The sequence below is a fragment of the Streptomyces mabaensis genome (assembly GCF_053763515.1).
In genome coordinates, this window is record NZ_JBSOPZ010000025.1 from 34,659 (window position 1) to 57,973 (window position 23,315).

Consider the following 23,315-nt stretch of genomic DNA (forward strand, 5'->3'; position numbering starts at 1 on the left):
GGTGACCGGCGCCGCGACCGGCTACGCGTCCGCCACCGAGTCGAACTCCACCTGGTCCCGCCGCACCCCCCGCGCCTGCGCGTCCACCGAGCGGCGCAGCGCCTCGTGCAGCTTGGCCGGGGTCAGCACACCCACGAACCGCGAGCCGTCCAGCACCGCCACCCAGCCCGCGTCGTGCTGGAGCATCTCGCTGAACGCCTGCTTGAGCGGGGCGCCCACCGGGACCCAGGCCTCCATCCGGCGGGCCAGTTCACCCACCGTCCTGGCCGAGCCCGCCGGCGCCAGGGCCTCGGCCGAGACCCAGCCGTGCAGCTCGCCCTGCTCGGAGAGCACCACCGCCCAGCGGGCGTCCTGCCCGCGCAGCACGGCGGCCGCGTCCTGGGCGCGGTCCTCCAGCCGGGCGACCGGCGGCTGTTCGAGGTCGGCGGGCTCGATCGCGGTGACGGAGAGCCGCTTCAGCCCCCGGTCGGAGCCGACGAACCCGGCGACGTACTCGGTCGCCGGCGCGCCCAGCACCGCGGCCGGGGTGTCGAACTGCTCGATGCGCCCCTTCCCGTACACGGCGATCCGGTCGCCCATCCGGACCGCCTCCTCGATGTCGTGGGTCACCAGCAGGACCGTCTTGCGCACGGTCGCCTGGAGGCTCAGGAACTCGTTCTGCAGCCGCTCGCGCACCACCGGGTCGACCGCGCCGAACGGCTCGTCCATCAGCAGGACGGGCGGATCCGCGGCCAGCGCCCGGGCCACCCCGACCCGCTGGCGCTGGCCGCCGGAGAGCTGCTGCGGATAGCGCGGGCCGTACGTCGAGGGGTCCAGCCCCACCAGGTCGAGCAGCTCGGCGGCCCGCGCCCGCGCCCTGGCCTTCTTCCAGCCCACCAGGGCCGGCACGGTCGCCGTGTTGTCGAGGACCGTGCGATGCGGGAAGAGGCCGACCTGCTGGATCACATAGCCGATCCGGCGGCGCAGCTCGACCGGGTCGACGCCGGCGATGTCCTCGCCGTTCACGAAGATCCGGCCCGAGGTCGGCTCGATCAGCCGGTTCACCATCATCATGGTCGTCGTCTTGCCGCACCCCGACGGGCCGACCAGGGTCACCAGTTCACCCTCGGCGACCTCGAACGACAGCTCGTCGACCGCCGTCGTGCCGTCCGGATACCGCTTGGTCACCCGCTCGAACCGGATCATGTATCTACGCTAGGAGCCGGTGGCCGCCGCCGCACACCGGCCGGACCTGTCCGGGGCATCGGCGCGTCCCCGTTGCGGCTGATACGTTCGCATTTCCTGGTGGACGCTTCCTGGTGGAAGCCGACGAAGGCGGGTGGACTGTGGCGCATCGCGTGCAGGGTGTCATCGCGAGGACCAAGGGCGGACCGGTGGAGCTCACCACCGTCCTGGTGCCGGATCCCGGCCCCGGCGAGGCGCTGGTCAAGGTACAGGCCTGCGGGGTCTGCCACACCGATCTGCACTACCGCGAGGGCGGCATCAACGACGAGTTCCCCTTCCTGCTCGGCCATGAGGCGGCCGGAGTGGTGGAGGCGGTCGGCGAGGACGTCACCGGCGTCGCGCCCGGCGACTTCGTGATCCTCAACTGGCGGGCGGTCTGCGGGCAGTGCCGGGCCTGCCGGCGCGGGCGCCCCTGGTACTGCTTCGCCACCCACAACGCCACGCAGCCGATGACCCTGGAGGACGGCACGAGACTGTCGCCGGCCCTCGGGATCGGCGCCTTCGCCGAGAAGACCCTGGTCGCGGCAGGGCAGTGTACGAAGGTGGACCCGGCGGCCTCCCCGGCCGCCGCGGGCCTGCTCGGCTGCGGCGTCATGGCGGGCTTGGGTGCCGCGCTCAACACCGGCAACGTCGGCCGCGGCGACTCGGTCGCCGTCATCGGCTGCGGCGGTGTCGGCAACGCGGCCGTCGCCGGGGCCCGGCTGGCCGGCGCGGCGAAGATCATCGCGGTGGACCTGGACGACCGCAAGCTGGCCCGGGCCCGCGCGCTCGGCGCCACCCACACCGTCAACGGGCGGACGGAGGATGTCGTCAAGGCCGTCCAGGCCCTGACCGACGGCAACGGCGCTGACGTCGTCATCGAGGCCGTCGGGCGGCCCGAGACCTATCAACAGGCCTTCTACGCACGGGATCTGGCGGGCACGGTCGTCCTGGTGGGCGTGCCCACCCCCGAGATGAAGCTCGAACTTCCGCTCCTCGACGTCTTCGGGCGCGGCGGTGCCCTGAAGTCCTCCTGGTACGGCGACTGCCTGCCCGAGCGGGACTTCCCGATGCTCATCGACCTCTACCTCCAGGGCCGTCTCGACCTCGACGCCTTCGTCTCCGAGACCATCGGACTCGCAGACGTCGAGGAGGCCTTCGCCAAGATGGCGCGCGGTGAGGTCCTCCGCTCGGTGGTGCTGCTGTGAGCGGGGCACTGCGCATCGACAGGACCGTCACCTCCGGGGTCTTCGCCCTCGACGGCGGCGAGTGGCAGGTCGACAACAACGTCTGGATCGTCGGGGACGACACCGACGCCTACGTCATCGACGCGGCGCACGACGCCGACGCCGTGGTCGCCGCGCTCGGCGGCCGCCGGCTGCTGGGCATCATCTGCACCCACGCCCACAACGACCACATCGACGCCGCCCCGGCCGTCGCGGACCGCACCGGTGCGCCCATCCTGCTGCACCCCGCCGACGAGGTGCTGTGGCGGATGACCCACCCCGACCGTAAACCGGACCTGCCGCTCGCCGACGGGGACGAACTCGTCGTCGGCGACGGCGTGCTGACGGTGTTGCACACACCCGGCCACAGCCCGGGAGCGGTATGCCTGCGGCTGGCCGCGCTGGACACGGTCTTCTCCGGGGACACCCTCTTCCAGGGCGGCCCCGGGGCGACCGGGCGCTCGTACTCCGACCACCCGACGATCATCGAGTCGATCCGGTCGCGACTGCTCACCCTGCCCGGCGACACGGTGGTCCGCACCGGGCACGGCGACAGTACGACCATCGCGGCCGAGGCACCGGGAATCCAGGCATGACCGCCCGCTACCGCCAGCCCGGCGTGGTCCTCACCGACCACTGGTTCACCGTGCCGCTCGACCACGACGACCCCACCGGGGAGCGCATCGAGCTCTTCGGGCGCGAGGTGGCGGCGAGCGGCAACGGCGGCGCCGGGCTGCCCTGGCTGGTCTACCTGGAGGGCGGCCCCGGCTTCGGCGCCCGCCGCTTCGTCGGCCGGCAGGCCTGGCTCGGCCGGGCCGTGCAGGAGTTCCGGGTGCTTCTGCTGGACCAGCGCGGCACCGGCAGGTCCACGCCGGCCACCCGGCAGACCTTGCCGCTGCGGGGCAGCTCGCGGCAACAGGCCGACCACCTCGCCCACTTCAGGGCCGATTCCATCGTCCGGGACTGCGAGGCGATCCGGCCGTCGCTGACCGGCGGAGCGCCCTGGACCGTACTGGGCCAGAGCTTCGGCGGGTTCTGCGCCACGCACTACCTCTCCACCGCGCCGGAGGGCCTGCGCATGGCCCTGATCACCGGGGGACTGCCCTCGCTGGACGCCACCGCGGACGAGGTCTACCGGGCCGCGTATCCGCGTATCGAGCGGAAGAACGCCGCGCACTACGCCCGCTACCCGCAGGACGTGCGCCGGGCCCGGCGGATCGCCGAGTACCTGATGGAACATCAGCCGGTGCTGAACGGCGGCTACCGGCTCACTCCCGAGGCCTTCCAGTCGCTCGGCATCCTGCTCGGCGCCGGGGACGGCAGCCACCGCCTGCACTATCTCCTGGAGGACGCGTTCGTGCGCACCGCGTCCGGCCCCGTCCTCTCCGACGCCTTCCAGGAGAACGTCCAGGCCGCGCTCTCGTACGCCGGGCATCCGCTGTACGCCCTGCTGCACGAGCCGAGCTACGCCCAGGACGCCCGGCCCACCGGCTGGGCGGCGGAGCGGGTACGCGCCGAGTTCCCGCGGTTCGACGCCGCCAAGACGCTGGCCGGCGACGAACCGCTGCTGTTCACCGGCGAGAGTGTGCACCCCTGGACCTTCGAGACCGACCCGGCGCTCGCCCCGCTCCGCGAGACCGCCCACCTGCTCGCCGAACGCACCGACTGGACCCCGCTGTACGACGCGGAACGGCTCGCCGCCAACCAGGTGCCGGTCGCGGCGGCCGTCTACCACGACGACATGTATGTCGACACCGAGCACTCCCTGCGCACCGCCCGCGCTATCCGGGGCCTGCGCACCTGGATCACCGACGAGTACGAGCACGACGGGGTCCGCGCGGGCGGCCCCCGGGTCCTGGACCGGCTGCTGGCGCTGGCGCGCGACGAGGTGTAGCCCGCATACGCTGCCGGTATGACTGAGCAGTTGAAGCCCATGCCCACCGACTGGCAGCGCGCGCTGGCCGTCGTTGCCCACCCCGACGACCTGGAGTACGGCTGCGCCGCGGCCATCGCCGACTGGACCGACGGCGGCCGGGAGGTCACGTACGTCCTCGCCACCCGGGGTGAGGCCGGCATCGACGGCATCGCGCCCGCCGAGTGCGCGCCGCTGCGCGAGCGGGAGCAGCGGGCGAGCGCGGCCGTCGTCGGGGTGCGCACCGTCGAATTCCTCGAGCACCGCGACGGCGTGATCGAGTACGGCATCGCGCTGCGCCGCGACATCGCCGCGGCCATCCGCCGGCACCGCCCCGAACTCGTCATCACCCTCAACCACCGCGACACCTGGGGAGGGGTCGCCTGGAACTCGCCGGACCACCGGGCCGTCGGCCGCGCCACGCTCGACGCGGCGGGGGACGCCGGGAACCGCTGGATCTTCCCCGAGCTGACGGAACAGGGCCTTCAGCCGTGGGACGGCGTGCGCTGGGTGGCCGTCGCGGGGTCCGTCTCGCCCACGCACGCGGTGGACGCGACCCCGGGGCTGGAGCGTTCGGTGAAGTCGCTGCTGGAGCACCGGGCGTACATCGAGGCACTGACCGAGGAGGACCCCGAGGCGTACTGCCGGACCTTCCTCACCCAGAACGCGCAGGCCGCGGCCGACCGGTTCGGCGGGAGGCCGGCCGTCACCTTCGAGGTCCTCGGCCGCTGACGCCTGCCCCGGGCATGGCCCCGGGCATGGCCTTCACAGAGTGGCAAGCGACCGCTTAGTATGCGACGGAGCGTGGTTCCGTCGACAGTTCGTGGAGGCCCTGATGCAGGCATGGCGAGTGCACAACCATGGCGAGCCGCGTGAGGTGATGCGGCTCGACGAGGTGGCGGAGCCGGTGGCCGGGCCCGGCCAGCTCCGGCTCCGCGTGCGCGCCGCGAACATCAACTTCCCGGACGCGCTGCTCTGCCGCGGCCAGTACCAGGTGCGGCCGCCGCTGCCGTTCACCCCGGGGGTGGAGATCTGCGGGGAGACCGAGGACGGCCGCCGGGTCATCGCCAACCCGCTGCTGCCGAACGGCGGCTTCGCCGAGTACGCGACGGTGGACGCCCGGGCCGTGCTGCCCGCGCCCGAAGCGCTGGACGACGCGGAGGCGGCCGCCCTGCACATCGGCTACCAGACGGGCTGGTTCGGGCTGCACCGGCGGGCCCGCCTCCAGGCGGGCGAGACTCTGCTCGTGCACGCCGCGGCGGGCGGCGTCGGCAGCGCGGCGGTCCAGCTCGGCAAGGCGGCCGGGGCGACGGTCATCGGCGTCGTCGGCGGCGCGGACAAGGTCGCCGCCGCCCAGGAGCTGGGCTGCGACCTGGTCATCGACCGGCGCACCGAGGACATCGTCGCCGGGGTGAAGGAGTTCACCGGCGGCAAGGGCGCCGATGTGGTCTACGACCCGGTGGGCGGCGACGCGTACGCGAAGTCGGCCAAGTGCGTCGCGTTCGAGGGCCGCATTCTGGTCGTCGGGTTCGCCAGCGGTTCGATCCCCTCGCCCGCGCTCAACCACGCCCTCGTCAAGAACTACTCGATCGTCGGCCTGCACTGGGGGCTGTACAACACCCAGGACCCGGCGGCGGTCCGCGGCTGCCACGAGGAGCTCACCAAGCTCGCCGCGCAGGGCGCGATCAAGCCCCTCATCAGCGGCCGGGTCGCGCTGAAGGACGCGGCGGAAGCCGTGCAGCGGGTGGCCGACGGTACGACCACCGGACGCCTGGTCGTCGTCCCGGAAGGAGCATAGCGATGACTGCCCCCGACGCGGCCGAAGTGCGGCGCCTCACCCAGGAGTTGCTGGCCGCCCACCCGCCCGCCGGAACCGGCCGCACCGAGTTCCTCCGGGCCCGGTTCGACGCCGGACTGGCCTGGGTGCACTACCCCGTGGGACTCGGCGGGCTCGACGCGCCGCGCTCCCTGCAGCCCGTCGTCGACGCCGAACTGGCGGCCGCGGGCGCGCCCGACAACGACCCGCGGCGCATCGGCATCGGCCTCGGCATGGCCGCGCCGACGATCCTCGCGTACGGCACCGACGAACAGAAGCGGCGCTTCCTGCGGCCGCTGTGGGTGGGGGAGGAGGTGTGGTGCCAGCTGTTCAGCGAGCCGGGCGCGGGCTCCGACCTCGCGGCGCTCGGCACCCGCGCGGTGCGGGACGGGGACACCTGGGTGGTCGACGGGCAGAAGGTGTGGACGTCCAGCGCCCATGTGGCCCGCTGGGCCATCCTGATCGCCCGTACCGACCCCGGACTGCCCAAGCACCAGGGCATCACGTACTTCGTCTGCGACATGACCGATCCCGGCGTCGAGGTACGGCCGCTGCGCCAGATCACCGGTGAGGCCGAGTTCAACGAGGTCTTCCTCAGCGGGGTACGGATCCCCGACAGCCGTCGCCTCGGTGCGGTCGGCGAGGGCTGGCGGGTCGCCCAGACCACGCTGATGAACGAGCGGGTCTCCATCGGCGGTTCCCGGATCCCGCGCGAGGGCGGCATGATCGGGCCGGTCGCCAGGACCTGGCGCGAGCGCCCCGAACTGCGTACCCACGACCTCCATCAGCGGTTGCTCACCCTGTGGGTGGACGCCGAGGTGGCCCGGCTCACCGGGGAGCGGCTGCGCCAGCAGCTCGTCGCCGGCCAGCCCGGCCCCGAGGGTTCGGGGATGAAGCTCGCGTTCGCCCGCCTCAACCAGGAGATCAGCGGGCTGGAGGTCGAACTCCTCGGTGAGGAGGGGCTGTTGTACGAGGACTGGACGATGAGCCGCCCCGAGCTGGTCGACTTCACGGGCCGCGACGCCGGCTACCGCTATCTGCGCTCCAAGGGCAACTCGATCGAGGGCGGTACGTCGGAGGTGCTGCTCAACATCGTCGCCGAGCGCGTCCTCGGACTGCCCACCGAGCCCCGCAACGACAAGGACGTCGCATGGAAGGACCTGGCCCGATGACCGGGACTAAGGCGCTGGGCGAGTCGCCCGCCCCCGACCTGCTGTACTCCGAGGCCGAGGACGACCTGCGGGCCGCCGTACGGGCCCTGCTGGCCGACCGGGCCGACGCGGCCTCCGTCCTCGCCAGGGTGGAGAGCGCCGAACCGCTGGACCGCGGCCTGTGGAAGGCGCTCGGCGCCGACATGGGTACGGCGGGCCTGCTGGTGCCGGAGAAGCTCGGCGGCCAGGGCGCCACGCACCGCGAGGCCGCGGTAGTGCTGGAGGAGCTGGGCCGCAGTGTTGCCCCGGTGCCGTACCTCACCAGCGCGGTGATCGCGGTGGAGACCCTGCTCGGTGTCGACGACGACGGTGAAGTCGCCGAGCTGCTGGGCACGTTGGCGAGCGGCCGGTCCGTCGGCGTACTCGCGCTGCCGCTGTCGGCCGCACCCGGCGGTCCGCTGCCCACCGGGGTCCGGGACGCGGGCGGCGGGGTACTCAGCGGCACGGTCACCGGCGTCGCCGACGCCGTGGACGCCGACGTTCTGCTCGTCGTCGCCGGCACCGGCCTGTACGCGGTGAATGCGGCCGACGTCACCGTCTCGCCGCTCGTCCCGCTGGACCTGACCCGGCCGCTTGCCTCGGTCACGCTCGACGGCGCGCGCGGCAGGCTTCTCGCGGACCCCGCCACCGCGGAAGCCGCGGTGCGGCGGGGCCTGCTGGCGGGGGCCGGCCTGCTCGCCTCCGAGCAGCTGGGGCTGGCCGAGTGGTGCCTGACCGAAACCGTCCGGTACACCCGTGAACGCCACCAGTTCAACCGCCCCGTCGGCTCCTTCCAGGCGCTCAAGCACCGGCTCGCGCAGCTCTGGCTGGAGGTCGTCTCGGCCCGCGCGGCGGCCCGCAACGCCGCTGACGCGCTGGCCACCGGCAGCCCGGAGGTCCCGCTCGCGGTGGCCGTGGCCCAGGCGTACTGCTCGCGGGTCGCGGTGCGCGCGGCCGAGGAGTGCGTACAGCTGCACGGCGGTATCGGCATGACCTGGGAGCACCCGGCGCACCTGTACCTCAAGCGCGCGAAGGCGGACGCGATCGCCCTGGGTGCGGCGGGCCGGCACCTGTCCGCGGTGGGCGGCCTGGTGGACCTGGCGGCACCCGCGTAAGGGGCCCTCGTCCAGCCACTCCTGTACATGCTGTTTAATTGCGACCTGTTCGCAATAACAGCTGATCTTCAACAGGGGTGTGTACGGCATGACGGCCCGACCGGTACGAGGAGTGGCCGCCGCGACGCTGGCCGCCGCGCTGACCCTGAGCGCGGCGGCCTGCTCGAACCCGGACGGCGGGGGCAAGGCCGGCGCCGGCCCGCGGGACTCGGCGGTGGTGGGCATCGCGTACGAGCCCGAGAGCCTCAGCCCGCTGCTCGGCTACGGCAAGGACGGCAACTCCAAGATCTTCGACGGACTGCTCACGCACGACGCCGGCATGAGGCTGCGCCCCGCGCTCGCCGCCGCGCTGCCGGAGGTCTCCGCCGACGGCCGCACGTACACGTACCGGCTCCGCCAGGGCGTGAAGTTCAGCGACGGCCGGCCCTTCTCGGCCAAGGACGTCGTCTTCACCTACCGGACCATCCTCGACAAGAAGACCAACAACCCCTCCAGGACCGAACTCGACGCCGTCGAGAGCGTCCGGGCCCAGGGCGACCACGTGGTCGTCTTCCGGCTGAAGTACCCCTACGCGCCGTTCGCCGAGCGGACCGTGCTGCCCATAGCCCCCGAGCACATCGCGGGCAGACAGGACATCAACAGCGGCCCCTTCACCACCAAGCCGGTCGGCACCGGGCCGTACCTGCTCACCGGCTGGTCCAAGGGCGAGAAGCTCAGCTTCACCGCCAACCCCGGCTACTGGGGCGGCGAACCGAAGGTGAAGCGGTTCACCATGGCGATCATCAAGGACGACGACGTCCGCGCCACCCGGCTGCGCTCCGGTGAACTGGACGGCGCGATCCTGCCGCCCAACCTGGCCCGCGCCTTCAAGGGGGTGAACGGCCTGAAGACGTACGCCGCCACATCCTTCGACTACCGGACCGTAACCCTCCCGACCGCGAACAAGGTCGCGGGCGACACCGCGATCCGCCGCGCCCTCGACGTCGCGGTCGACCGGCAGGCCATGGTCGACAACATCCTCGAAGGCGCGGGCCGGCCCGCCTACGGCCCCGTCCCCACCGGCAGCGAGTGGTTCACCCAGGGCACCGAGCGCACCCACGACGTCGCCCGCGCCAAGAAGATCCTCGACGAGGCCGGCTGGAAGCCCGGCAAGGACGGGATCCGGGAGAAGAACGGCGTCCGGGCCGCCTTCCCGCTCTGGTACGTCTCCGGCGACAAGCTCCGCCAGGACCACGCCCTCGCCTACGCCTCCGACGCCAGGAAGGCCGGCATCGACATCAGGACCGAAGCGGGTACCTGGGAGGTCATCGAGCCCCGGATGAAGGACGACGCCGTCCTCGCCGGCGGCGGCGCGCCGGCCGACCCGGACTTCGACCAGTTCACGCTGCTCAACTCCGCACTCGCCGGCGACGGGTTCAACAACATGGCGCGCTACGCCAACCCGGCCGTCGACCGGGCCCTCGACCAGGGCCGCAAGAGCGGTGACCACGCCGTGCGCAAGGCCGCCTACGACACCGTCCAGCGCGAGCTGGTCAAGAACCCGGGCTACACCTTCCTCACCCACATCGACCACGTCTACGTCGTGGCCGACAAGTGGACCGGCCTGACCACCCAGACCGAGCCGCACGACCACGGGCTGGCCTCCGGCCCCTGGTGGAACGTCGAGGACTGGGCCCCGAACAAGTGACCCGTACCTCCCCGGCGCTCCGAAGGCTCCCCTGGGGCCCGATGGCGCGGATGGCCGGGCGGCGGACCCTGTTCGCCGCCCCCGTCCTGCTGGCCGTCACCTTCGGGGTCTTCGCCGTCGCCGCGCTGTCCCCCTTCGACCCCGTCAAGGCGTACACGGGCACGGCCGGCCTCACCGCCTCGCAGGAGAACCTCGATCAGCTGCGCGCCAACCTCGGCGTCGACCAGCCGCTGCTCACCCGGTGGTGGGAGTGGCTGACGTCCGCCCTCACCGGAGACCTGGGCGACTCCACGGTCATGCGCCAGCCCGTCGCCGACGTCATCGCCGAGCGGCTGGGGTGGTCGGCGCTGCTCGCCGCGACCGCGTTCGCCGTCGCGATCGTGCTGGGCACCGCCCTCGGCGTCCTCGCCGCGCGCCGCCCAGGCGGCTGGCTGGACCGCGCGGTCTCCTCGGCCGCGTACACGCTGGAAGCCGCTCCCGCCTTCTGGCTGGGCCTGCTCGCCATCTGGTTCTTCGCGATCCGGCTCGACGTCCTGCCGGCCGGCGGTCTCACCGACGCGGGCAGCGACGCGGTCACCGCGGGACAGGTCGCGAGCCATCTCGTGCTGCCTGCGGCCGTGCTGGGGATCTCCCAGCTGCCCTGGTTCTTCCTGTACGTACGCCAGGGCGTCGCCGACGCCCTCGCCGAGGACCCCGTACGCGGCGCCCGCGCCCGTGGGCTGAGCGAGCGCACCGTCCTGCTCGGGCACGCGTTCAGGTCCGGCATGCTGCCGATGCTCACCCTGGTGGGCTCGCGCGTTCCCGAACTCATCACCGGCGCGCTGCTCGTGGAGAGCGTCTTCAGCTGGCCCGGCATCGCCGCCGCGACCGTGCAGGCCGCGACCGCAGTGGACTTCCCGCTGCTCGCGGCGCTGACCGTGCTCGCGACCGCCGCCGTACTGGCCGGCAACCTGCTCTCCGACCTGCTGTACGGACTCGCCGACCCGAGGGTGGCCTTCGATGGCTGAGCCCGCCGGGAAGACACTCACCGGAACCCGCTGGCGTTCGCACGGCAGGACCCGGCGCTCCACCCGCACCGTCCGGGTCCGCACGTCCGCCGTGCTGGTACTGGCGGTGGTCCTCGCCGTACTGACGGTGCCGCCGCTCGTCCAGCTCGACCAGCAGGCCGTCGACCTGGCCGCCAGGCTTCAGCCGCCCTCCTGGGCACACCCGTTCGGCACCGACGACGTCGGCCGCGACCTGCTGCTGCGCTGTGTCTACGGGCTGCGCGTCTCGCTCCTCGTCGGCGTCGTCGCCGCGGTCGTCGCCACCGTGATCGGTACGGCCGTCGGCGCCACGGCCGCGGCGCTGGGCGGCTGGACCGACCGGCTCGTCATGCGACTCGTCGACACCTTCTCCTCCATCCCGCACCTGCTGCTCGGCATCTTCATCGTCGCGCTGTTCCGCCCCGGTGTGTGGCCGGTGGTGGTCTCGGTGGCGCTCACCCACTGGCTGTCCACGGCGCGGATCGTCCGGGCGGAGGTGCTGTCGCTGCGCGCCCGGCCGTTCGTGGACGCCGCCGTCTCCGGCGGGGCCTCCCGGTGGCGGATCGCCGTACGCCACCTCGTGCCCGGAGTGCTGCCGCAGGCCGGCCTCGCGGCCGTCCTCATGGTGCCGCACGCGATGTGGCACGAGTCGGCGCTCTCGTTCCTCGGGCTGGGGCTGCCCGCGCACCAGGCGAGCCTGGGCAACCTGGTCCAGACCGCGCGCGGTTCGCTGCTCGCCGGCGACTGGTGGCCGACGCTCTTCCCCGGTCTGTTCCTGATCATCCCCACCCTCGCGATCGCGGGCCTGGCCGGCGCCTGGCGGGAACGGATCAACCCGCGCCGCCGATCGGAGCTGATGCTGTGACCACGCGAGAACGCGCGACGGCCGCCGGAGTGGCAACCGGTGCGCCCGTCCTGTCCGTGCGCGGGCTGTCCGTGCGCTTCCGGATGCGCGGCGGCCGTCACATTGCCGCCGTCACCGACGTGCACTTCGACCTCGCCGCCGGTGAGTGCCTGGCCCTCGTGGGCGAGAGCGGATGCGGGAAGTCCGTCCTCGCCTCCGCCCTTCTCGGCCTGCTGCCGGGCAACGCGCAGACCGCCGGGTCGGCGCTGCTCGGCGGTGCCGGACCGGACCTCGGCGCCGTGGACCTGCTCGCCGCCGACGAGCGGACGCTCGCGCGTACGGTGCGGGGGCGCCGGATCGGCCTCGTACCGCAGAGCCCGGCGGCGCACCTCACGCCCGTGCGCACGGTACGGGCGCAACTGGAGGAGACCGTGCGCGAGCTGACCGGCACCCGCGGGCCCGCCCTGCGCGCGGCCGCCGAGGCGGCGGCCGACCGGGCGGCCTTCCCCGCCGGCCACCTCGACCGCTATCCGCACGAACTGTCCGGGGGACTGGCCCAGCGGGCCGCCACCGCCCTCGCCCTCGTCGGAGACGCGCCCCTGCTGCTGGCCGACGAGCCGACGACCGGACTGGACCGGGACCTGGTGGACCGCACGGTCGACGGACTGCGCCGGCACGCCGACCAGGGACGCGCGCTGCTGATGATCACGCACGATCTCGCCGCCGCCGAACGCATCGCCGACCGCGTGGCCGTGATGTACGCCGGGCGCATCGTCGAACTCGGCGACGCCCGCGCCTTCTTCGGCGCACCCGGCCCCCGGCACCCGTACGCCCGAGGACTGTTGAACGCCCTGCCGGAGCGCGCGTTCCTGCCGGTGCCGGGATCGCCGCCCGAGCTGGGCGCACTCCCCGCCGGCTGTGCCTTCGCCGCACGCTGCGCGCGTACGAGTGCCGCCTGCGACGCGCTGCCCCCGCTCACCGGGGGCGTCGCCTGCCACCACCCGGAGACCGCCCGTGCTTGAGCTGTGGAACATCACCGCCGGATACGACCGGCGCGAACCCGTCGTTCGCGAGGCGGGGCTGACCGTCGTACCCGGCGAAGCCGTCGGACTCCTCGGCCCCAGCGGCTGCGGCAAGTCCACCCTGGCCAGGGTCGCGGCCCTGCTGCACCGGCCCGACGCGGGGACCGTGGTCCTGGACGGGGAGACCGTCCCCGGCTGGCGCCACCGGGCGCCGCGCGAGCTGCGTACCGCCATCGGTGTCGTCTTCCAGCAGCCCCGGCTCTCCGCCGACCCGCGGCTGCGGCTGTACGACCTGATCGCCGAACCGCTGCGCGCGACCCGGCGGCGCGCCGAAGTCGCCGCGCGTGTGGCCGAGTTGAGTGAACGGGTCGGCCTCGGCGACGAGCTGCTCGGCCGCCGGCCGCACGAGGTGAGCGACGGCCAGTTGCAGCGCGCCTGCCTGGCCAGGGCGCTGGTGCTGCGCCCGCGCTGGCTCGTGTGCGACGAGATGACGGCGATGCTGGACGCGTCGACCACGGCCGCCCTGGTCGGCGTCGTCGAGGAGTACCGGCGTGAGACGGGCGCCGGACTCCTGACGGTCGGCCACGACCGCACCCTGCTGGACCGCTGGTGCGACCGCACCCTGCACTGGCCCGAACTAGGGGGTGTCTGAGGGCAGCGTCGGGCCAGGTCTCCGGCCCCGCTCCGGCCTGGCTCCGGCCCCCGAGTCACGGTCACAGGCAGTCAACACCCGTACGGCGGACACGTCAGCCGCCCGTACGGCCCCTCCACTGCGCCACCATGGCGCCCGAATGCCGCAGTTGTGGTGCGGCGGAGGAGGTTGTCCATGGCTATCTCGATCTCAGTGGTGCTGCTGCTGCTGATCCTCGCGGTGATCTTCCTGCGCAACGGGGGGCTGAAGTTCTCGCATGCGCTGGTGTGTGCGCTGCTCGGTTTCTTCCTGGCCGGCACCAGCATGGCGCCGACCATCCAGGAAGGGATCGCGGCAACCGCGAACGTGGTGGGCAGCCTCCAGCCCTGAGCACATTGCGCGTTCATGAAACGTTCCGCACCTCCATGGACTCCTCGGGCGGCGAGCTCTAGCGTCGGCCGACGGCGCGATCTCGTACACATGGAGGTAATCCGTATGTCCCGAAGAGCGTCGCTGAACTGCGCAGTCGTCCCGACCCTCGCGGTGCTCGCGGCGCTGTACGGGCTCCCGGCCCACGCCGACGAGATACCCAGGGCGCCCGGCCACCGGCTGGTCCGCCCGTACGAGGGCGCCCCCGCCACCGCACGGCCCGTCCCCGGCGAGGCCCCGCCGCAGCACCCCTTCCTGGCCCCCAACGGCCGCAGCGGCATGCACGCCGACGCGGCCGGCAGCGGCACCCACCCGTACTCCGGGCCGCTCGGCAGGAACCCGGAGGTGACCAGCCGGAAGATCGCCCCGGTCGGCGGCGAGTGCGCCACCGCGACGTTCGACGCGGCCGGCCGGCTGCTCACCGTCTGCGGCACCTTCCAGGGCTTCAAGCTGAAGCTGCTCGACCCGCGCACGCTCGCCACCCTCGCCGAGTACCGGCTGCCGCAGCGCTCATCGACCGTCGAGGCCGTCACCCGCCTCGACTTCGAGAAGATCTTCAAGGACACCTCCGGCGGCGCCTACTTCTTCCTCGACAACGAGGACCGGGTGGTACTCGCCGACTCCCGCCAGCACATCCTGCGCATCGCCCACGAGCGGACGGCCGACGGCGGTTGGCGCTTCACCGTCGAGGACGACTGGGACCTGACCAGCCAGGTCCCGCACGACTGCGTCAGCTGGACCAACCTCCGCCCCAGCGGCACCTGCGACCCCGTCACCTCCGTGATGCCGGACTGGGAGGGCCGCATCTGGTGGGTGACCCGGCTCGGCCGGGTCGGCACGGTCGACCCGCGCACGTCCGAGATCCGCTCGGTCCGCCTGGACGGCGAGGAGATCCAGAACTCCTTCTCGGTCGCCGAGGACGGTGTCTCGATCGTCTCCGACCACGCCCTCTACAGCTTCCGCGCCGCCGCGGACGGTACCCCGCGGGTGCAGTGGCGCCAGACCTACGACCGCGGCACCACGGCCAAGCCCGGTGCGGTGAACCAGGGTTCGGGCACCACCCCCGACCTCTTCGGCGACGGCTATGTCGCGATCACCGACAACGCCGACGACCGGATGAACGTCCTGGTGTTCCGCCGGGGCAAGGATGTGCCGGCCGCCGAGCGGCTCGTCTGCAGGGTCCCGGTGTTCGGCCCCGGCCGTTCCACCACCGACAACTCTCTGATCAGCTGGGGCAACAGCCTGGTCGTCGAGAACAACTACGGCTACGAGAACCCCACCTCCCTGCTCTTCGGCCGCAGTGTCGTCGGCGGCGCGTCCCGGATCGACGTACGCGAGGACGGCAGCGGCTGCGACACGGTCTGGGAGAGCGAGGTCCGCTCGCCCTCGACCGTGCCGAAGCTCTCCACCGCCAACGGGCTGCTCTACTTCTACGAAAAGGAGCCCAGCAGGCTCGGCATCGACGCCTGGTACCTGACCGCGGTCGACTTCCGCACCGGCGAGCAGAAGTGGCAGCGGCTCACCGGCACCGGCCCGTCGTACGACAACAACTGGGCGCCGATCACGCTGGGCCCGGACGGCACGGCGTACGCGGGCGTCTTCAACGGCATCGTGGCGATCCGCGACCGCGACTGATCCACCGCCGCCGCCCCGCCCGGGCAGCTGCCGAGCCTCCTCAGCCGCCGGCACCCTCCTTGGGCTGGTCATCGACGATCTCCGCATCGACGACGTCCTCCTGCCCCTGGCCCTCGGGGGTGCCGCCGGCGGACGTGGCCGCGCCGCTGCCCTGGCTCTGCGACTGGGCGTAGATGGCCGCGCCGATCTTCTGCGCGACCGTATTCACCTTCTCGGTGGCGGCGCGGATCCCGGCGGTGTTGTCGCCCTCGGCGGACTCACCCTTGAGCTTCTCCTTCAGCTCTGCGACGGCCGTCTCGACCTCGGTCCTCACATCGCCGGGGATCTTGTCCGGGTTGTCGCGCAGCACTTTCTCGGTCTGGTAGACGAGGCTCTCGGCCTGGTTGCGGGTCTCGGCAGCCTCCTTGCGGCGCCGGTCCTCGTCGGCGTGCTGCTCGGCCTCGCGGACCATGCGGTCGATGTCGTCCTTCGGCAGCGCGGAGCCGCCGGTGACCGTCATCCGCTGTTCCCTGCCGGTGCCGAGGTCCTTGGCTGCCACGTGCATGATGCCGTTGGCGTCGATGTCGAAGGTGACCTCGATCTGCGGCACGCCGCGCGGGGCCGGCGGCAGACCGGTCAGCTCGAACATCCCGAGCTTCTTGTTGTACGCCGCGATCTCGCGCTCGCCCTGGTAGACCTGGATCTGCACGGACGGCTGGTTGTCCTCGGCCGTCGTGAACGTCTCGGAGCGCTTGGTCGGGATCGTGGTGTTGCGTTCGATGAGCTTGGTCATGATGCCGCCCTTGGTCTCGATACCGAGGGACAGCGGGGTGACGTCGAGCAGCAGGACGTCCTTGACCTCGCCCTTGAGCACACCGGCCTGGAGCGCGGCGCCGATGGCGACGACCTCGTCCGGGTTGACACCCTTGTGCGGGTCCTTGCCCGTCAGCTCCCTGACCAGACCGGTCACCGCGGGCATCCGGGTCGAGCCGCCGACCAGGATCACGTGGTCAATGGCGGATACCTTGATCCCGGCGTCCTTGATGGCATTGTGGAACGGACCCTTGCAGCGCTCCAGCAGATCGGCGGTCAGCTGCTCGAACTGGGCGCGGGTGAGCTTCTCGTCCAGGTGCAGCGGCCCCTCGGCGGAGGCCGTGATGTAGGGCAGGTTGATCGTCGTCTCGGTGGCCGAGGACAGCTCGATCTTGGCCCGCTCGGCCGCCTCGCGCAGACGCTGCAGCGCCATCTTGTCCTTCGACAGGTCCACGCCGTAGCCGTTCTTGAACTGCTTGACCAGGTGGTCGACCACCCGCTGGTCCCAGTCGTCCCCGCCCAGGTGCGTGTCCCCGTTGGTGGACTTCACCTCGACCAGGCCCTCTCCGATCTCCAGCAGCGACACGTCGAAGGTGCCGCCACCGAGGTCGAACACGAGGATCGTCTGGTCGCTCTCCTTGTCCAGGCCGTAAGCCAGTGCCGCGGACGTCGGCTCGTTGATGATCCGCAGCACCTTCAGCCCCGCGATCTCGCCCGCCTCCTTCGTCGCGGTGCGCTGGGAGTCGTTGAAGTACGCCGGGACGGTGATCACGGCATCCGTGACGTCCTCGCCGAGATACGCCTCGGCGTCGCGCTTCAGCTTCTGCAGCACCCGCGCCGAGATCTCCTGCGCGGTGTACCGCTTGCCGTCGACGCTGCCCGACTCGGGGAACCGCCACTGCGCGTCGTCCATGTGGCGCTTGACCGACCGAGCGGTGAGTTCCACGTTCGTCACGGCCTGCCGTTTGGCGATCTCCCCGACCAGCACGTCACCGTTCTTGGCGAAGGCGACCACCGACGGGGTGGTCCGGGCTCCCTCGGTGTTGGGGATGACGGTCGGCTCGCCGCCCTCCAGCACACACACGACCGAGTTCGTCGTCCCCAGGTCGATACCCACTGCGCGTGTCATCTCCGACTCCTTCCCCGGACTGACCAGCGCGTTCAGACACTGTGCTGATGCCTCCTGCGTAGAACCTGAGCGGCTCGCTGTCAACATGAAACCGCCGCCGGCATCGGGGCCCAGGGTCAGGCATGGGTCTCAGGTGGGCCTCGGCGGTTTGATCCACCCCAGCGACCGTTCGACGGCTCGCTGCCAGTTCTCGTACTCCGACTCCCGTCGCCCGGGTTCCATGTCCGGCAGCCATTGGGCAGCCCGGTGCCAGTTGCGGCGCAGGACCTCCAGGTCCGGCCAGTAACCGGCGGCGAGTCCGGCGGCATAGGCGGCGCCCAACGAGACCGTCTCGGCGACCATGGGGCGTACCACCGGCACGTCGAGCACGTCGGCCAGAAACTGCATGAGCAGGTTGTCGGCGGTCATGCCGCCGTCCACCTTCAGCTGCTTCAGGGCGAGCGAGGAATCGGCGTTCATGGCGTCGACGACCTCTCGCGTCTGCCAGCCGGTGGCCTCCAGGACGGCTCGGGCCAGGTGTCCCTTGGTGATGTACGAGGTGAGGCCGACGATGACACCGCGTGCGTCACTGCGCCAGTGGGGTGCGAACAGACCGGAGAACGCGGGGACGATGTAGCAGCCGCCGTTGTCCTCGACCGTGCGCGCGAGGGTCTCGATCTCCGGTGCGCTGCTGATCAGTCCCAGACGGTCGCGGAACCACTGGACCAGCGAGCCGGTGACGGCTATCGAACCCTCCAGGGCGTAGACCGCGGGCTGGTCCCCGATCTTGTAGGCGACGGTCGTGAGCAGCCCGTGCCGGGACCGCACCACATGGGTGCCGGTGTTGAGCAGCAGGAAGCTGCCGGTTCCGCAGGTGCACTTCGCCTCGCCCGGGGAGAAGCAGGTCTGGCCGAACAGGGCGGCCTGCTGGTCGCCGAGGGCCGCCGTGATCTGGACGCCCGGGAGGACCGAGCGGGCATCGCCGTACCTCTCGGCCGAAGACCGGATCTCCGGCAGCATCGGGCGGGGAATCCCGAAGAACGCCAGGAGCTCCTCGTCCCAGGTGAGCGTGCGGATGTTCATCAGCATGGTGCGGCTGGCGTTGGTGGCGTCCGTGAGGTGCACACCGCCGGCCGGGCCGCCGGTGAGGTTCCAGATCAGCCAGCTTTCCATCGTGCCGAACAGCACCTCGCCGTCCTCGGCGCGCTGCTCCAGCCCATTGACGTGGTCGAACAGCCAGCGGATGCGCGGCGCCGAGAAGTACGTCGAGGGCGGGAGGCCGCAGCGATCGAGGAAGAACTCCTCTCCCGGCTCGTTTCTCAGGCTCTCTACGAGCGGTGCTGTGCGGGTGTCCTGCCAGACGATCGCCCTGCCCAGCGGGGTGCCCGACCGCCGGTCCCAGAGCACCGTCGTCTCCCGCTGGTTGGCGATGCCCATCGCGGCGACCTCTCCGGCTCCGACACCGACGTCGGAGAGGGCCTCGGGCACGACGCGCTGCAGATTCCGCCAGATCTCGACGGCGTCGTGCTCGACCCAGCCAGGCCTGGGGAAGTGCTGCTGGTGCTCCCGCTGGGCGACCGAGGCCAGCCGCCCATGGTGGTCGAAGAGAATGCATCGGGTGGAGTTGGTGCCCTGATCGATGGACATCACATAACGTTCAACCATGATCGGGTCTGCCTTCCGATGTGTCGAGGAGGCGGTGGGGACTCACCAGCGAGCTGCGCCCAAGTCTCTGGAGATCGCCCGTGCGGCCTCGCGGATCAGGGTGATCAGGGCCGGCTGGGGACGGCCCCGGCTGTCACAGATCCGCTCGACCGGGCCGGACACCCCGATGGCACCCACCGCGAGGCCGCCCTGCCCCCGGATCGGCGCGGCAACGCCGGCGTCGCCCATGCTCATTTCCTGCACCTCGGCGGCCCATCCGAGCTCCTGGATCTCGGCGAGCGCCCGGGTGAGCTCCTCCGGGACGACCAGAGTGTGCCGCGTGTACGCCTCCAGCCCGGCATCCAGCGCCGGCTCGACGGGGGTGGTCCCGAAGGCCAGCAGAACCTTGCCGAGCGAGGAGGCGTGCAGAGGCAGCAGCGAGCCCACGTCCAGGGCCTGGAGGGTGTCGTCCGGCCGGAAGACGTGGTGGACGACGAGCACCTTGCCCTCCAGGGGCGTACCCAGGCGGACCGCCTCCCCACTCCGGGCGGCCAGCGCATCGGCCCAGTTGATGGAGCGCGACCGCAGCTCGTTGACGTCGAGGTAGCTGGTGCCGAGGTGCAGCAGCGCCGCCCCGAGCTGGTACTTCCCGGTTGCCGGGTCCTGCTCCACGAAATCCACGTGCTGGAGAGTGCGCAGAAGCCCGTGGGCGGTGCCCTTCGCCAGCCCGAGCGACGCCGCCACCTCGCCGAGTCCGAGTCGGCGGGGACCTCCGGCGAGCAGACGCAGGATCGCCGCCGCCCGTTCGATCGACTGGACTGGGCCGGCCATGAAGCGATCATAATCCCGCGCTACGGGTCCGTCTCAGGCGTCGGCGTCCAGGTGCGTTCACGTGGTGCGTCCAGGTGCGTTCGGTAATGCCGACCGCTGTTCGTTGACCGCCCCCGCTCTCCTCCATAGCGTCGGCTCATGCCGGAGTCCGGCGGGATGCTCACTGGAGGAAGCACATGGTGGCAGAAGTGAACACGATGCTTCGGGAGACAGCCGAGTATGTCCATCCGCTGCCGCCCGTCCCCGGGGCCGTCTCGGTCATGCGCCGGCGTGCGCGCGCGGTCCTCGCCGACTGGAACCTGTCCCCGGAGGTCGCCGAGGACGCGATCCTGGTGATCTCGGAGCTGCTCACCAACGCGATCGTCCATGCCCTGCCCCCGGCGGCGCTGCGGCTGTCCTGGGTCCGGGTCGACGGGCTCAGCGCCCTGCGCGTCGAGGTCAAGGACGCGGGACCCGCGCTTGCGGCTGGGCGGCCGGCCGTGCGGCTGGACCCGGACGAGCAGGGCCGGGGCCGGGGGATCATCCACGCCCTGGCGGCTCGGTACGGCATACGCGTCCAGTCCGACGGCATCGTCCGGTGGGCGGATCTCGCCGTGGCGTGAGGACCCGCCTTTCAGTTTCTGTTCAGGGTTCGGGTCACCCCCGAGACGACGGCGGTGGTGAGCGACCCGCGAGCACCGCCCACTCTCCGGGGCCCGAGACCCTGGCGTCGGTCAGGATCAGCTCCCCGGCCACCCGGGCGTTGACGAGGGTGAGAGAGCCCCCTTCGAGGGCCGACCGCCTCAGGGCCTGTCCGTTCGTAGGTCCACTCGACGCCCCTGGGGGCAGGCGTTCCACAACTCACGTTCCGGTCTCCCAACTATCTTCCCTCCCCATGTCACAGACGTCCGGGGCTGTCTCGTCTCTGGGGTGAGAGTCAGTTCTGGAATCCGGAAGGTGATCGTTGTGAGGGTGTTTGTGGCAGGCGGGACCGGGGTCCTGGGGCGGCGACTGGTGCCGCAGCTCGTGGCCAGGGGCCACCAGGTGACGGCTACGACGACGAGCGCGGTCAAGTCGGGCTTGCTGGAACAGCTCGGCGCGGATGCTGTCGTGATGGACGGCCTGGATGCGGTGTCCGTCCGTAAGGCGGTGGCAGAGGCCCGGCCGGACGCGATCGTGCACCAGATGACCGCGATTTCCCCGGCGCACGCCGGCAAGCCCGATATGAAGCACATGGACCGCTGGTTCGCCACCACCAACCGGCTGCGCACCGAGGGGACGGACCACCTGCTGGCCGCCGCCGAGGCGACCGGCGTGTCCAACGTCGTCGCGCAGAGCTACGCCTCCTGGAACGGCATCCGCGAGGGCGGATGGGTGAAGACCGAGGAAGACCCGCTGGACCCGATGACGGGGACGACGGCCCGCCCGGGGATGGAGGCGATCCGCCATGTTGAGGACGTGGTCGTCAAGGCTGGTGGTGCGGCCCTGCGATACGGCGGGTTCTACGGGCCGGGCGCCATCGACGACCAGGTCGAGCTCGTGCGCAAGCGGCAGTTCCCGCTCGTCGGGGGCAGCACCGGCTACAGCTCGTGGGTGCATCTCGATGACGCGGCAAGCGCCACCGTCCTGGCCGTGGAGCAGCATGCGAGGGGTGTGTTCAACATCGTCGATGACGAACCGGCCCCGGCCCGCGAGTGGCTGCCTTATCTGGCAGCGTGCGCGGGGGCGAAGCCACCGATCCGGGTCCCCAAGTGGCTGGCCCGGCTGCTCGCCGGGGAAGTGGCGGTGACGATGATGACCGAGGGACGGGGCTTCTCCAACGCCAAGGCGAAGCGGGAACTCGGCTGGGAGCTGCGCTATCCGTCGTGGCGGCAGGGCTTCCGGGAGAGCCTCGGCTGACAGCGTGAGCGAGGCGGGGGACGTTCGGTGGTCACGCGGGCTCTCGGAACTCCGGCAATTACGTTGTCGATTTGACCTGGCTCCGTCAGGATCTTGGCCATGGAGCAGCCCGCTGAAATCCTCCGCTCGGACCAGGTCGAGCTGCGCCGTTGGCGTGTGCAAGACATCGAGATCCTGCACCGGTTGATCACCGAGTCGCGTGATCACCTGCTCCCCTGGATGCCCTTTGCGGCCAGCCACGACTGGAAACAGGGCGAAGAGTTTCTGACTCTGTGCGAGGAGGAGTGGGCCTCGGGCGAGGCGTACCACTACGCGATCACCTCGGGCGGTGTGGTGATCGGCAGCTGCAGCCTGATGCGCCGGATCGGTCCGGGCGGGCTGGATATCGGCTACTGGCTCCACCACGCGTGGACGGGGAAGGGGTTGGCCACCATGGCTGCTGCTGCCCTGGCACATGCGGGACGCCGGATGCCTGGCATCGATCGCATCGAGATCCATCACGACGAGGCCAACCCCGCCAGCGGAGCCGTCGCCCGGCGCTTGGGTTTCACCGAGATTGAGCGCGTGCAGGTGCCGGAAGGGCCTGCGGCCCCGGGTGAGACGGGCGTTGACGTGATCTGGCGCCTGCGGACCCGCCCCTCGCCAAGCCCCTGACGCCGTCAAGGTTGTCGCCGAGGGGCGGCCTGTCAGTGGCGGCTGCCATGCTGCCCCTATGCCTGACACAACCACCGCCGCCGACTATGCATGGCTCAATGAGCAGTACGAGGATCTGATGGAGGCGTACTGCATCACGCTCGTCCAAGGGCTCGCCCCCGAGGAACTGCTCCGGGCCCTCGGAGCCGAACCGGGGGTGCGGATCACCGGCGTGACGGGGCTGCGCGAGCCGTCGTACGACGTGTGCGGCCATGAGCAGATGTTCGTGGGAGCCGCTTCCGTCGGTGGCTGGTCGCTGATGGTCGAGTACAACGGCTACTTGGGTGTCAGGGACGAGGCCATGCTCCCTGTTTCGCGCGGACGCACGGTGGTCTCACACTTCCGCAACGTCAATGCGGTGGACCACTTCTGCTGGTACCAGGACGGCACCACACGCCTGCACTTCGAACCGCTCTTCGCCTACTACCGCGACGGCAGCCACCCGGACGAACTGCTCACCGAGATGCGGGAATCAGGCTTTGACCTCAACGATGCCGACGACCGGGACTACGACGGACACACCGAAGCCGCCTTCGCTCTGGCCCACCGGATCACGGGCATACGCCTGACGCCGGAACTCTTCGCCTCCGCAGAGTTCGTGTGCGGTCTCTCGCCCGTGCACCACGAGTAGCTC

The 23,315-nt window shown here is 71.5% G+C and carries 22 protein-coding genes; 18 read left to right on the forward strand and 4 right to left on the reverse strand.

The features are described from left to right. Window positions 1–21: 21 nt before the first annotated feature. Complete coding sequence (locus ACWV17_RS22155) at window positions 22–1,185, reverse strand: ABC transporter ATP-binding protein (RefSeq protein ID WP_455361123.1); 1,164 nt, start codon at window positions 1,183–1,185, stop codon at window positions 22–24. A 140-nt stretch (window positions 1,186–1,325) separates the two neighbouring features. Between ACWV17_RS22155 and ACWV17_RS22160 the strand changes: the two genes are divergently transcribed. From ACWV17_RS22160 to ACWV17_RS22225, 14 genes are all read left to right on the forward strand, one after another. Next, the gene (locus ACWV17_RS22160) at window positions 1,326–2,411 is read left to right on the forward strand and encodes an S-(hydroxymethyl)mycothiol dehydrogenase (protein ID WP_455361124.1); all 1,086 of its coding nucleotides are present in this window, start codon (window positions 1,326–1,328) and stop codon (window positions 2,409–2,411) included. Continuing rightward, complete coding sequence (locus ACWV17_RS22165) at window positions 2,408–3,025, forward strand: MBL fold metallo-hydrolase (RefSeq protein WP_455361125.1); 618 nt, start codon at window positions 2,408–2,410, stop codon at window positions 3,023–3,025. Before ACWV17_RS22160 ends, ACWV17_RS22165 begins: the two co-directional genes overlap by 4 nt. Further along, the gene (locus ACWV17_RS22170; RefSeq protein WP_455361126.1) at window positions 3,022–4,323 is read left to right on the forward strand and encodes an alpha/beta fold hydrolase; all 1,302 of its coding nucleotides are present in this window, start codon (window positions 3,022–3,024) and stop codon (window positions 4,321–4,323) included. Before ACWV17_RS22165 ends, ACWV17_RS22170 begins: the two co-directional genes overlap by 4 nt. A gap of 18 nt (window positions 4,324–4,341) precedes the next feature. Continuing rightward, complete coding sequence (locus ACWV17_RS22175; protein ID WP_455361127.1) at window positions 4,342–5,073, forward strand: PIG-L deacetylase family protein; 732 nt, start codon at window positions 4,342–4,344, stop codon at window positions 5,071–5,073. A 103-nt stretch (window positions 5,074–5,176) separates the two neighbouring features. Further along, entirely contained in the window at window positions 5,177–6,139 is a 963-nt protein-coding gene (locus tag ACWV17_RS22180) for an NADPH:quinone oxidoreductase family protein (RefSeq protein WP_455361128.1), read from the forward strand. 2 nt (window positions 6,140–6,141) lie between these two features. After that, the gene (locus ACWV17_RS22185) at window positions 6,142–7,329 is read left to right on the forward strand and encodes an acyl-CoA dehydrogenase family protein (protein ID WP_455361129.1); all 1,188 of its coding nucleotides are present in this window, start codon (window positions 6,142–6,144) and stop codon (window positions 7,327–7,329) included. Beyond that, window positions 7,326–8,462: an acyl-CoA dehydrogenase family protein gene (locus tag ACWV17_RS22190; RefSeq protein ID WP_455361130.1), complete on the forward strand. Its 1,137-nt coding sequence runs from the start codon at window positions 7,326–7,328 to the stop codon at window positions 8,460–8,462. Before ACWV17_RS22185 ends, ACWV17_RS22190 begins: the two co-directional genes overlap by 4 nt. A gap of 88 nt (window positions 8,463–8,550) precedes the next feature. Continuing rightward, on the forward strand, window positions 8,551–10,149 hold the full coding sequence (locus ACWV17_RS22195) for an ABC transporter substrate-binding protein (RefSeq protein WP_455361131.1): 1,599 nt from the start codon (window positions 8,551–8,553) through the stop codon (window positions 10,147–10,149). Window positions 10,150–10,190: 41 nt separating this feature from the next. Further along, window positions 10,191–11,156 (forward strand): ABC transporter permease, encoded by a 966-nt coding sequence (locus ACWV17_RS22200; RefSeq protein ID WP_455353389.1) that lies wholly within the window; start codon window positions 10,191–10,193, stop codon window positions 11,154–11,156. Then, window positions 11,149–12,039 carry an ABC transporter permease gene (locus ACWV17_RS22205; protein ID WP_455361132.1) on the forward strand — a complete coding sequence of 297 codons (891 nt, stop codon included), beginning with the start codon at window positions 11,149–11,151 and terminating at the stop codon, window positions 12,037–12,039. The genes ACWV17_RS22200 and ACWV17_RS22205 overlap by 8 nt, the downstream gene beginning before the upstream one ends. Window positions 12,040–12,122: 83 nt before the next feature. After that, a complete protein-coding gene (locus tag ACWV17_RS22210; protein ID WP_455361177.1) occupies window positions 12,123–13,040 on the forward strand; it encodes an ABC transporter ATP-binding protein in 918 nt (305 codons plus the stop codon). Continuing rightward, entirely contained in the window at window positions 13,033–13,692 is a 660-nt protein-coding gene (locus tag ACWV17_RS22215) for an ABC transporter ATP-binding protein (protein WP_455353210.1), read from the forward strand. Before ACWV17_RS22210 ends, ACWV17_RS22215 begins: the two co-directional genes overlap by 8 nt. Before the next feature lie 174 nt (window positions 13,693–13,866). Then, entirely contained in the window at window positions 13,867–14,061 is a 195-nt protein-coding gene (locus ACWV17_RS22220) for a hypothetical protein (protein WP_455353209.1), read from the forward strand. 105 nt (window positions 14,062–14,166) lie between these two features. After that, window positions 14,167–15,735, forward strand: coding sequence for a hypothetical protein (locus tag ACWV17_RS22225; RefSeq protein ID WP_455361133.1), 1,569 nt, complete (start codon window positions 14,167–14,169; stop codon window positions 15,733–15,735). A 40-nt stretch (window positions 15,736–15,775) separates the two neighbouring features. Here the strand turns inward: ACWV17_RS22225 and dnaK are convergent, their stop codons facing one another. The 3 genes from dnaK to ACWV17_RS22240 form a co-directional block, all read right to left on the reverse strand. Next, entirely contained in the window at window positions 15,776–17,656 is a 1,881-nt protein-coding gene (dnaK, locus tag ACWV17_RS22230) for a molecular chaperone DnaK (protein ID WP_455361134.1), read from the reverse strand. 129 nt (window positions 17,657–17,785) lie between these two features. Continuing rightward, window positions 17,786–19,300, reverse strand: a complete 1,515-nt coding sequence (gene glpK / locus ACWV17_RS22235) for a glycerol kinase GlpK (protein ID WP_455361135.1) — start codon at window positions 19,298–19,300, stop codon at window positions 17,786–17,788. Window positions 19,301–19,342: 42 nt separating this feature from the next. Further along, a complete protein-coding gene (locus ACWV17_RS22240; RefSeq protein WP_455361136.1) occupies window positions 19,343–20,110 on the reverse strand; it encodes an IclR family transcriptional regulator in 768 nt (255 codons plus the stop codon). 197 nt (window positions 20,111–20,307) lie between these two features. On the opposite strand from ACWV17_RS22240, the gene ACWV17_RS22245 reads away from it, so the two are divergent. The 4 genes from ACWV17_RS22245 (at window position 20,308) to ACWV17_RS22260 (ending at window position 23,312) form a co-directional block, all read left to right on the forward strand. Next, window positions 20,308–20,712: an ATP-binding protein gene (locus ACWV17_RS22245; protein ID WP_455361178.1), complete on the forward strand. Its 405-nt coding sequence runs from the start codon at window positions 20,308–20,310 to the stop codon at window positions 20,710–20,712. Between the two features lie 334 nt (window positions 20,713–21,046). Then, a complete protein-coding gene (locus tag ACWV17_RS22250) occupies window positions 21,047–21,988 on the forward strand; it encodes an NAD-dependent epimerase/dehydratase family protein (RefSeq protein ID WP_455361137.1) in 942 nt (313 codons plus the stop codon). 99 nt (window positions 21,989–22,087) lie between these two features. Beyond that, complete coding sequence (locus ACWV17_RS22255) at window positions 22,088–22,642, forward strand: GNAT family N-acetyltransferase (RefSeq protein WP_455361138.1); 555 nt, start codon at window positions 22,088–22,090, stop codon at window positions 22,640–22,642. Window positions 22,643–22,700: 58 nt separating this feature from the next. After that, complete coding sequence (locus ACWV17_RS22260) at window positions 22,701–23,312, forward strand: DUF6461 domain-containing protein (protein WP_455361139.1); 612 nt, start codon at window positions 22,701–22,703, stop codon at window positions 23,310–23,312. Window positions 23,313–23,315: the final 3 nt, after the last annotated feature.

Coding starts and splice junctions, on each gene's coding strand:
- ACWV17_RS22155 (WP_455361123.1), bottom strand. CDS start 1,185: ATGATCCGGTTCGAGCGGGTGACCAAGCGGTATCCGGACGGCACGACG.
- ACWV17_RS22170 (WP_455361126.1), top strand. CDS start 3,022: ATGACCGCCCGCTACCGCCAGCCCGGCGTGGTCCTCACCGACCACTGG.
- ACWV17_RS22175 (WP_455361127.1), top strand. CDS start 4,342: ATGACTGAGCAGTTGAAGCCCATGCCCACCGACTGGCAGCGCGCGCTG.
- ACWV17_RS22180 (WP_455361128.1), top strand. CDS start 5,177: ATGCAGGCATGGCGAGTGCACAACCATGGCGAGCCGCGTGAGGTGATG.
- ACWV17_RS22185 (WP_455361129.1), top strand. CDS start 6,142: ATGACTGCCCCCGACGCGGCCGAAGTGCGGCGCCTCACCCAGGAGTTG.
- ACWV17_RS22190 (WP_455361130.1), top strand. CDS start 7,326: ATGACCGGGACTAAGGCGCTGGGCGAGTCGCCCGCCCCCGACCTGCTG.
- ACWV17_RS22195 (WP_455361131.1), top strand. CDS start 8,551: ATGACGGCCCGACCGGTACGAGGAGTGGCCGCCGCGACGCTGGCCGCC.
- ACWV17_RS22200 (WP_455353389.1), top strand. CDS start 10,191: ATGGCGCGGATGGCCGGGCGGCGGACCCTGTTCGCCGCCCCCGTCCTG.
- ACWV17_RS22205 (WP_455361132.1), top strand. CDS start 11,149: ATGGCTGAGCCCGCCGGGAAGACACTCACCGGAACCCGCTGGCGTTCG.
- ACWV17_RS22210 (WP_455361177.1), top strand. CDS start 12,123: ATGCGCGGCGGCCGTCACATTGCCGCCGTCACCGACGTGCACTTCGAC.
- ACWV17_RS22220 (WP_455353209.1), top strand. CDS start 13,867: ATGGCTATCTCGATCTCAGTGGTGCTGCTGCTGCTGATCCTCGCGGTG.
- ACWV17_RS22225 (WP_455361133.1), top strand. CDS start 14,167: ATGTCCCGAAGAGCGTCGCTGAACTGCGCAGTCGTCCCGACCCTCGCG.
- dnaK (WP_455361134.1), bottom strand. CDS start 17,656: ATGACACGCGCAGTGGGTATCGACCTGGGGACGACGAACTCGGTCGTG.
- glpK (WP_455361135.1), bottom strand. CDS start 19,300: ATGGTTGAACGTTATGTGATGTCCATCGATCAGGGCACCAACTCCACC.
- ACWV17_RS22240 (WP_455361136.1), bottom strand. CDS start 20,110: ATGGCCGGCCCAGTCCAGTCGATCGAACGGGCGGCGGCGATCCTGCGT.
- ACWV17_RS22245 (WP_455361178.1), top strand. CDS start 20,308: ATGCTTCGGGAGACAGCCGAGTATGTCCATCCGCTGCCGCCCGTCCCC.
- ACWV17_RS22255 (WP_455361138.1), top strand. CDS start 22,088: ATGGAGCAGCCCGCTGAAATCCTCCGCTCGGACCAGGTCGAGCTGCGC.
- ACWV17_RS22260 (WP_455361139.1), top strand. CDS start 22,701: ATGCCTGACACAACCACCGCCGCCGACTATGCATGGCTCAATGAGCAG.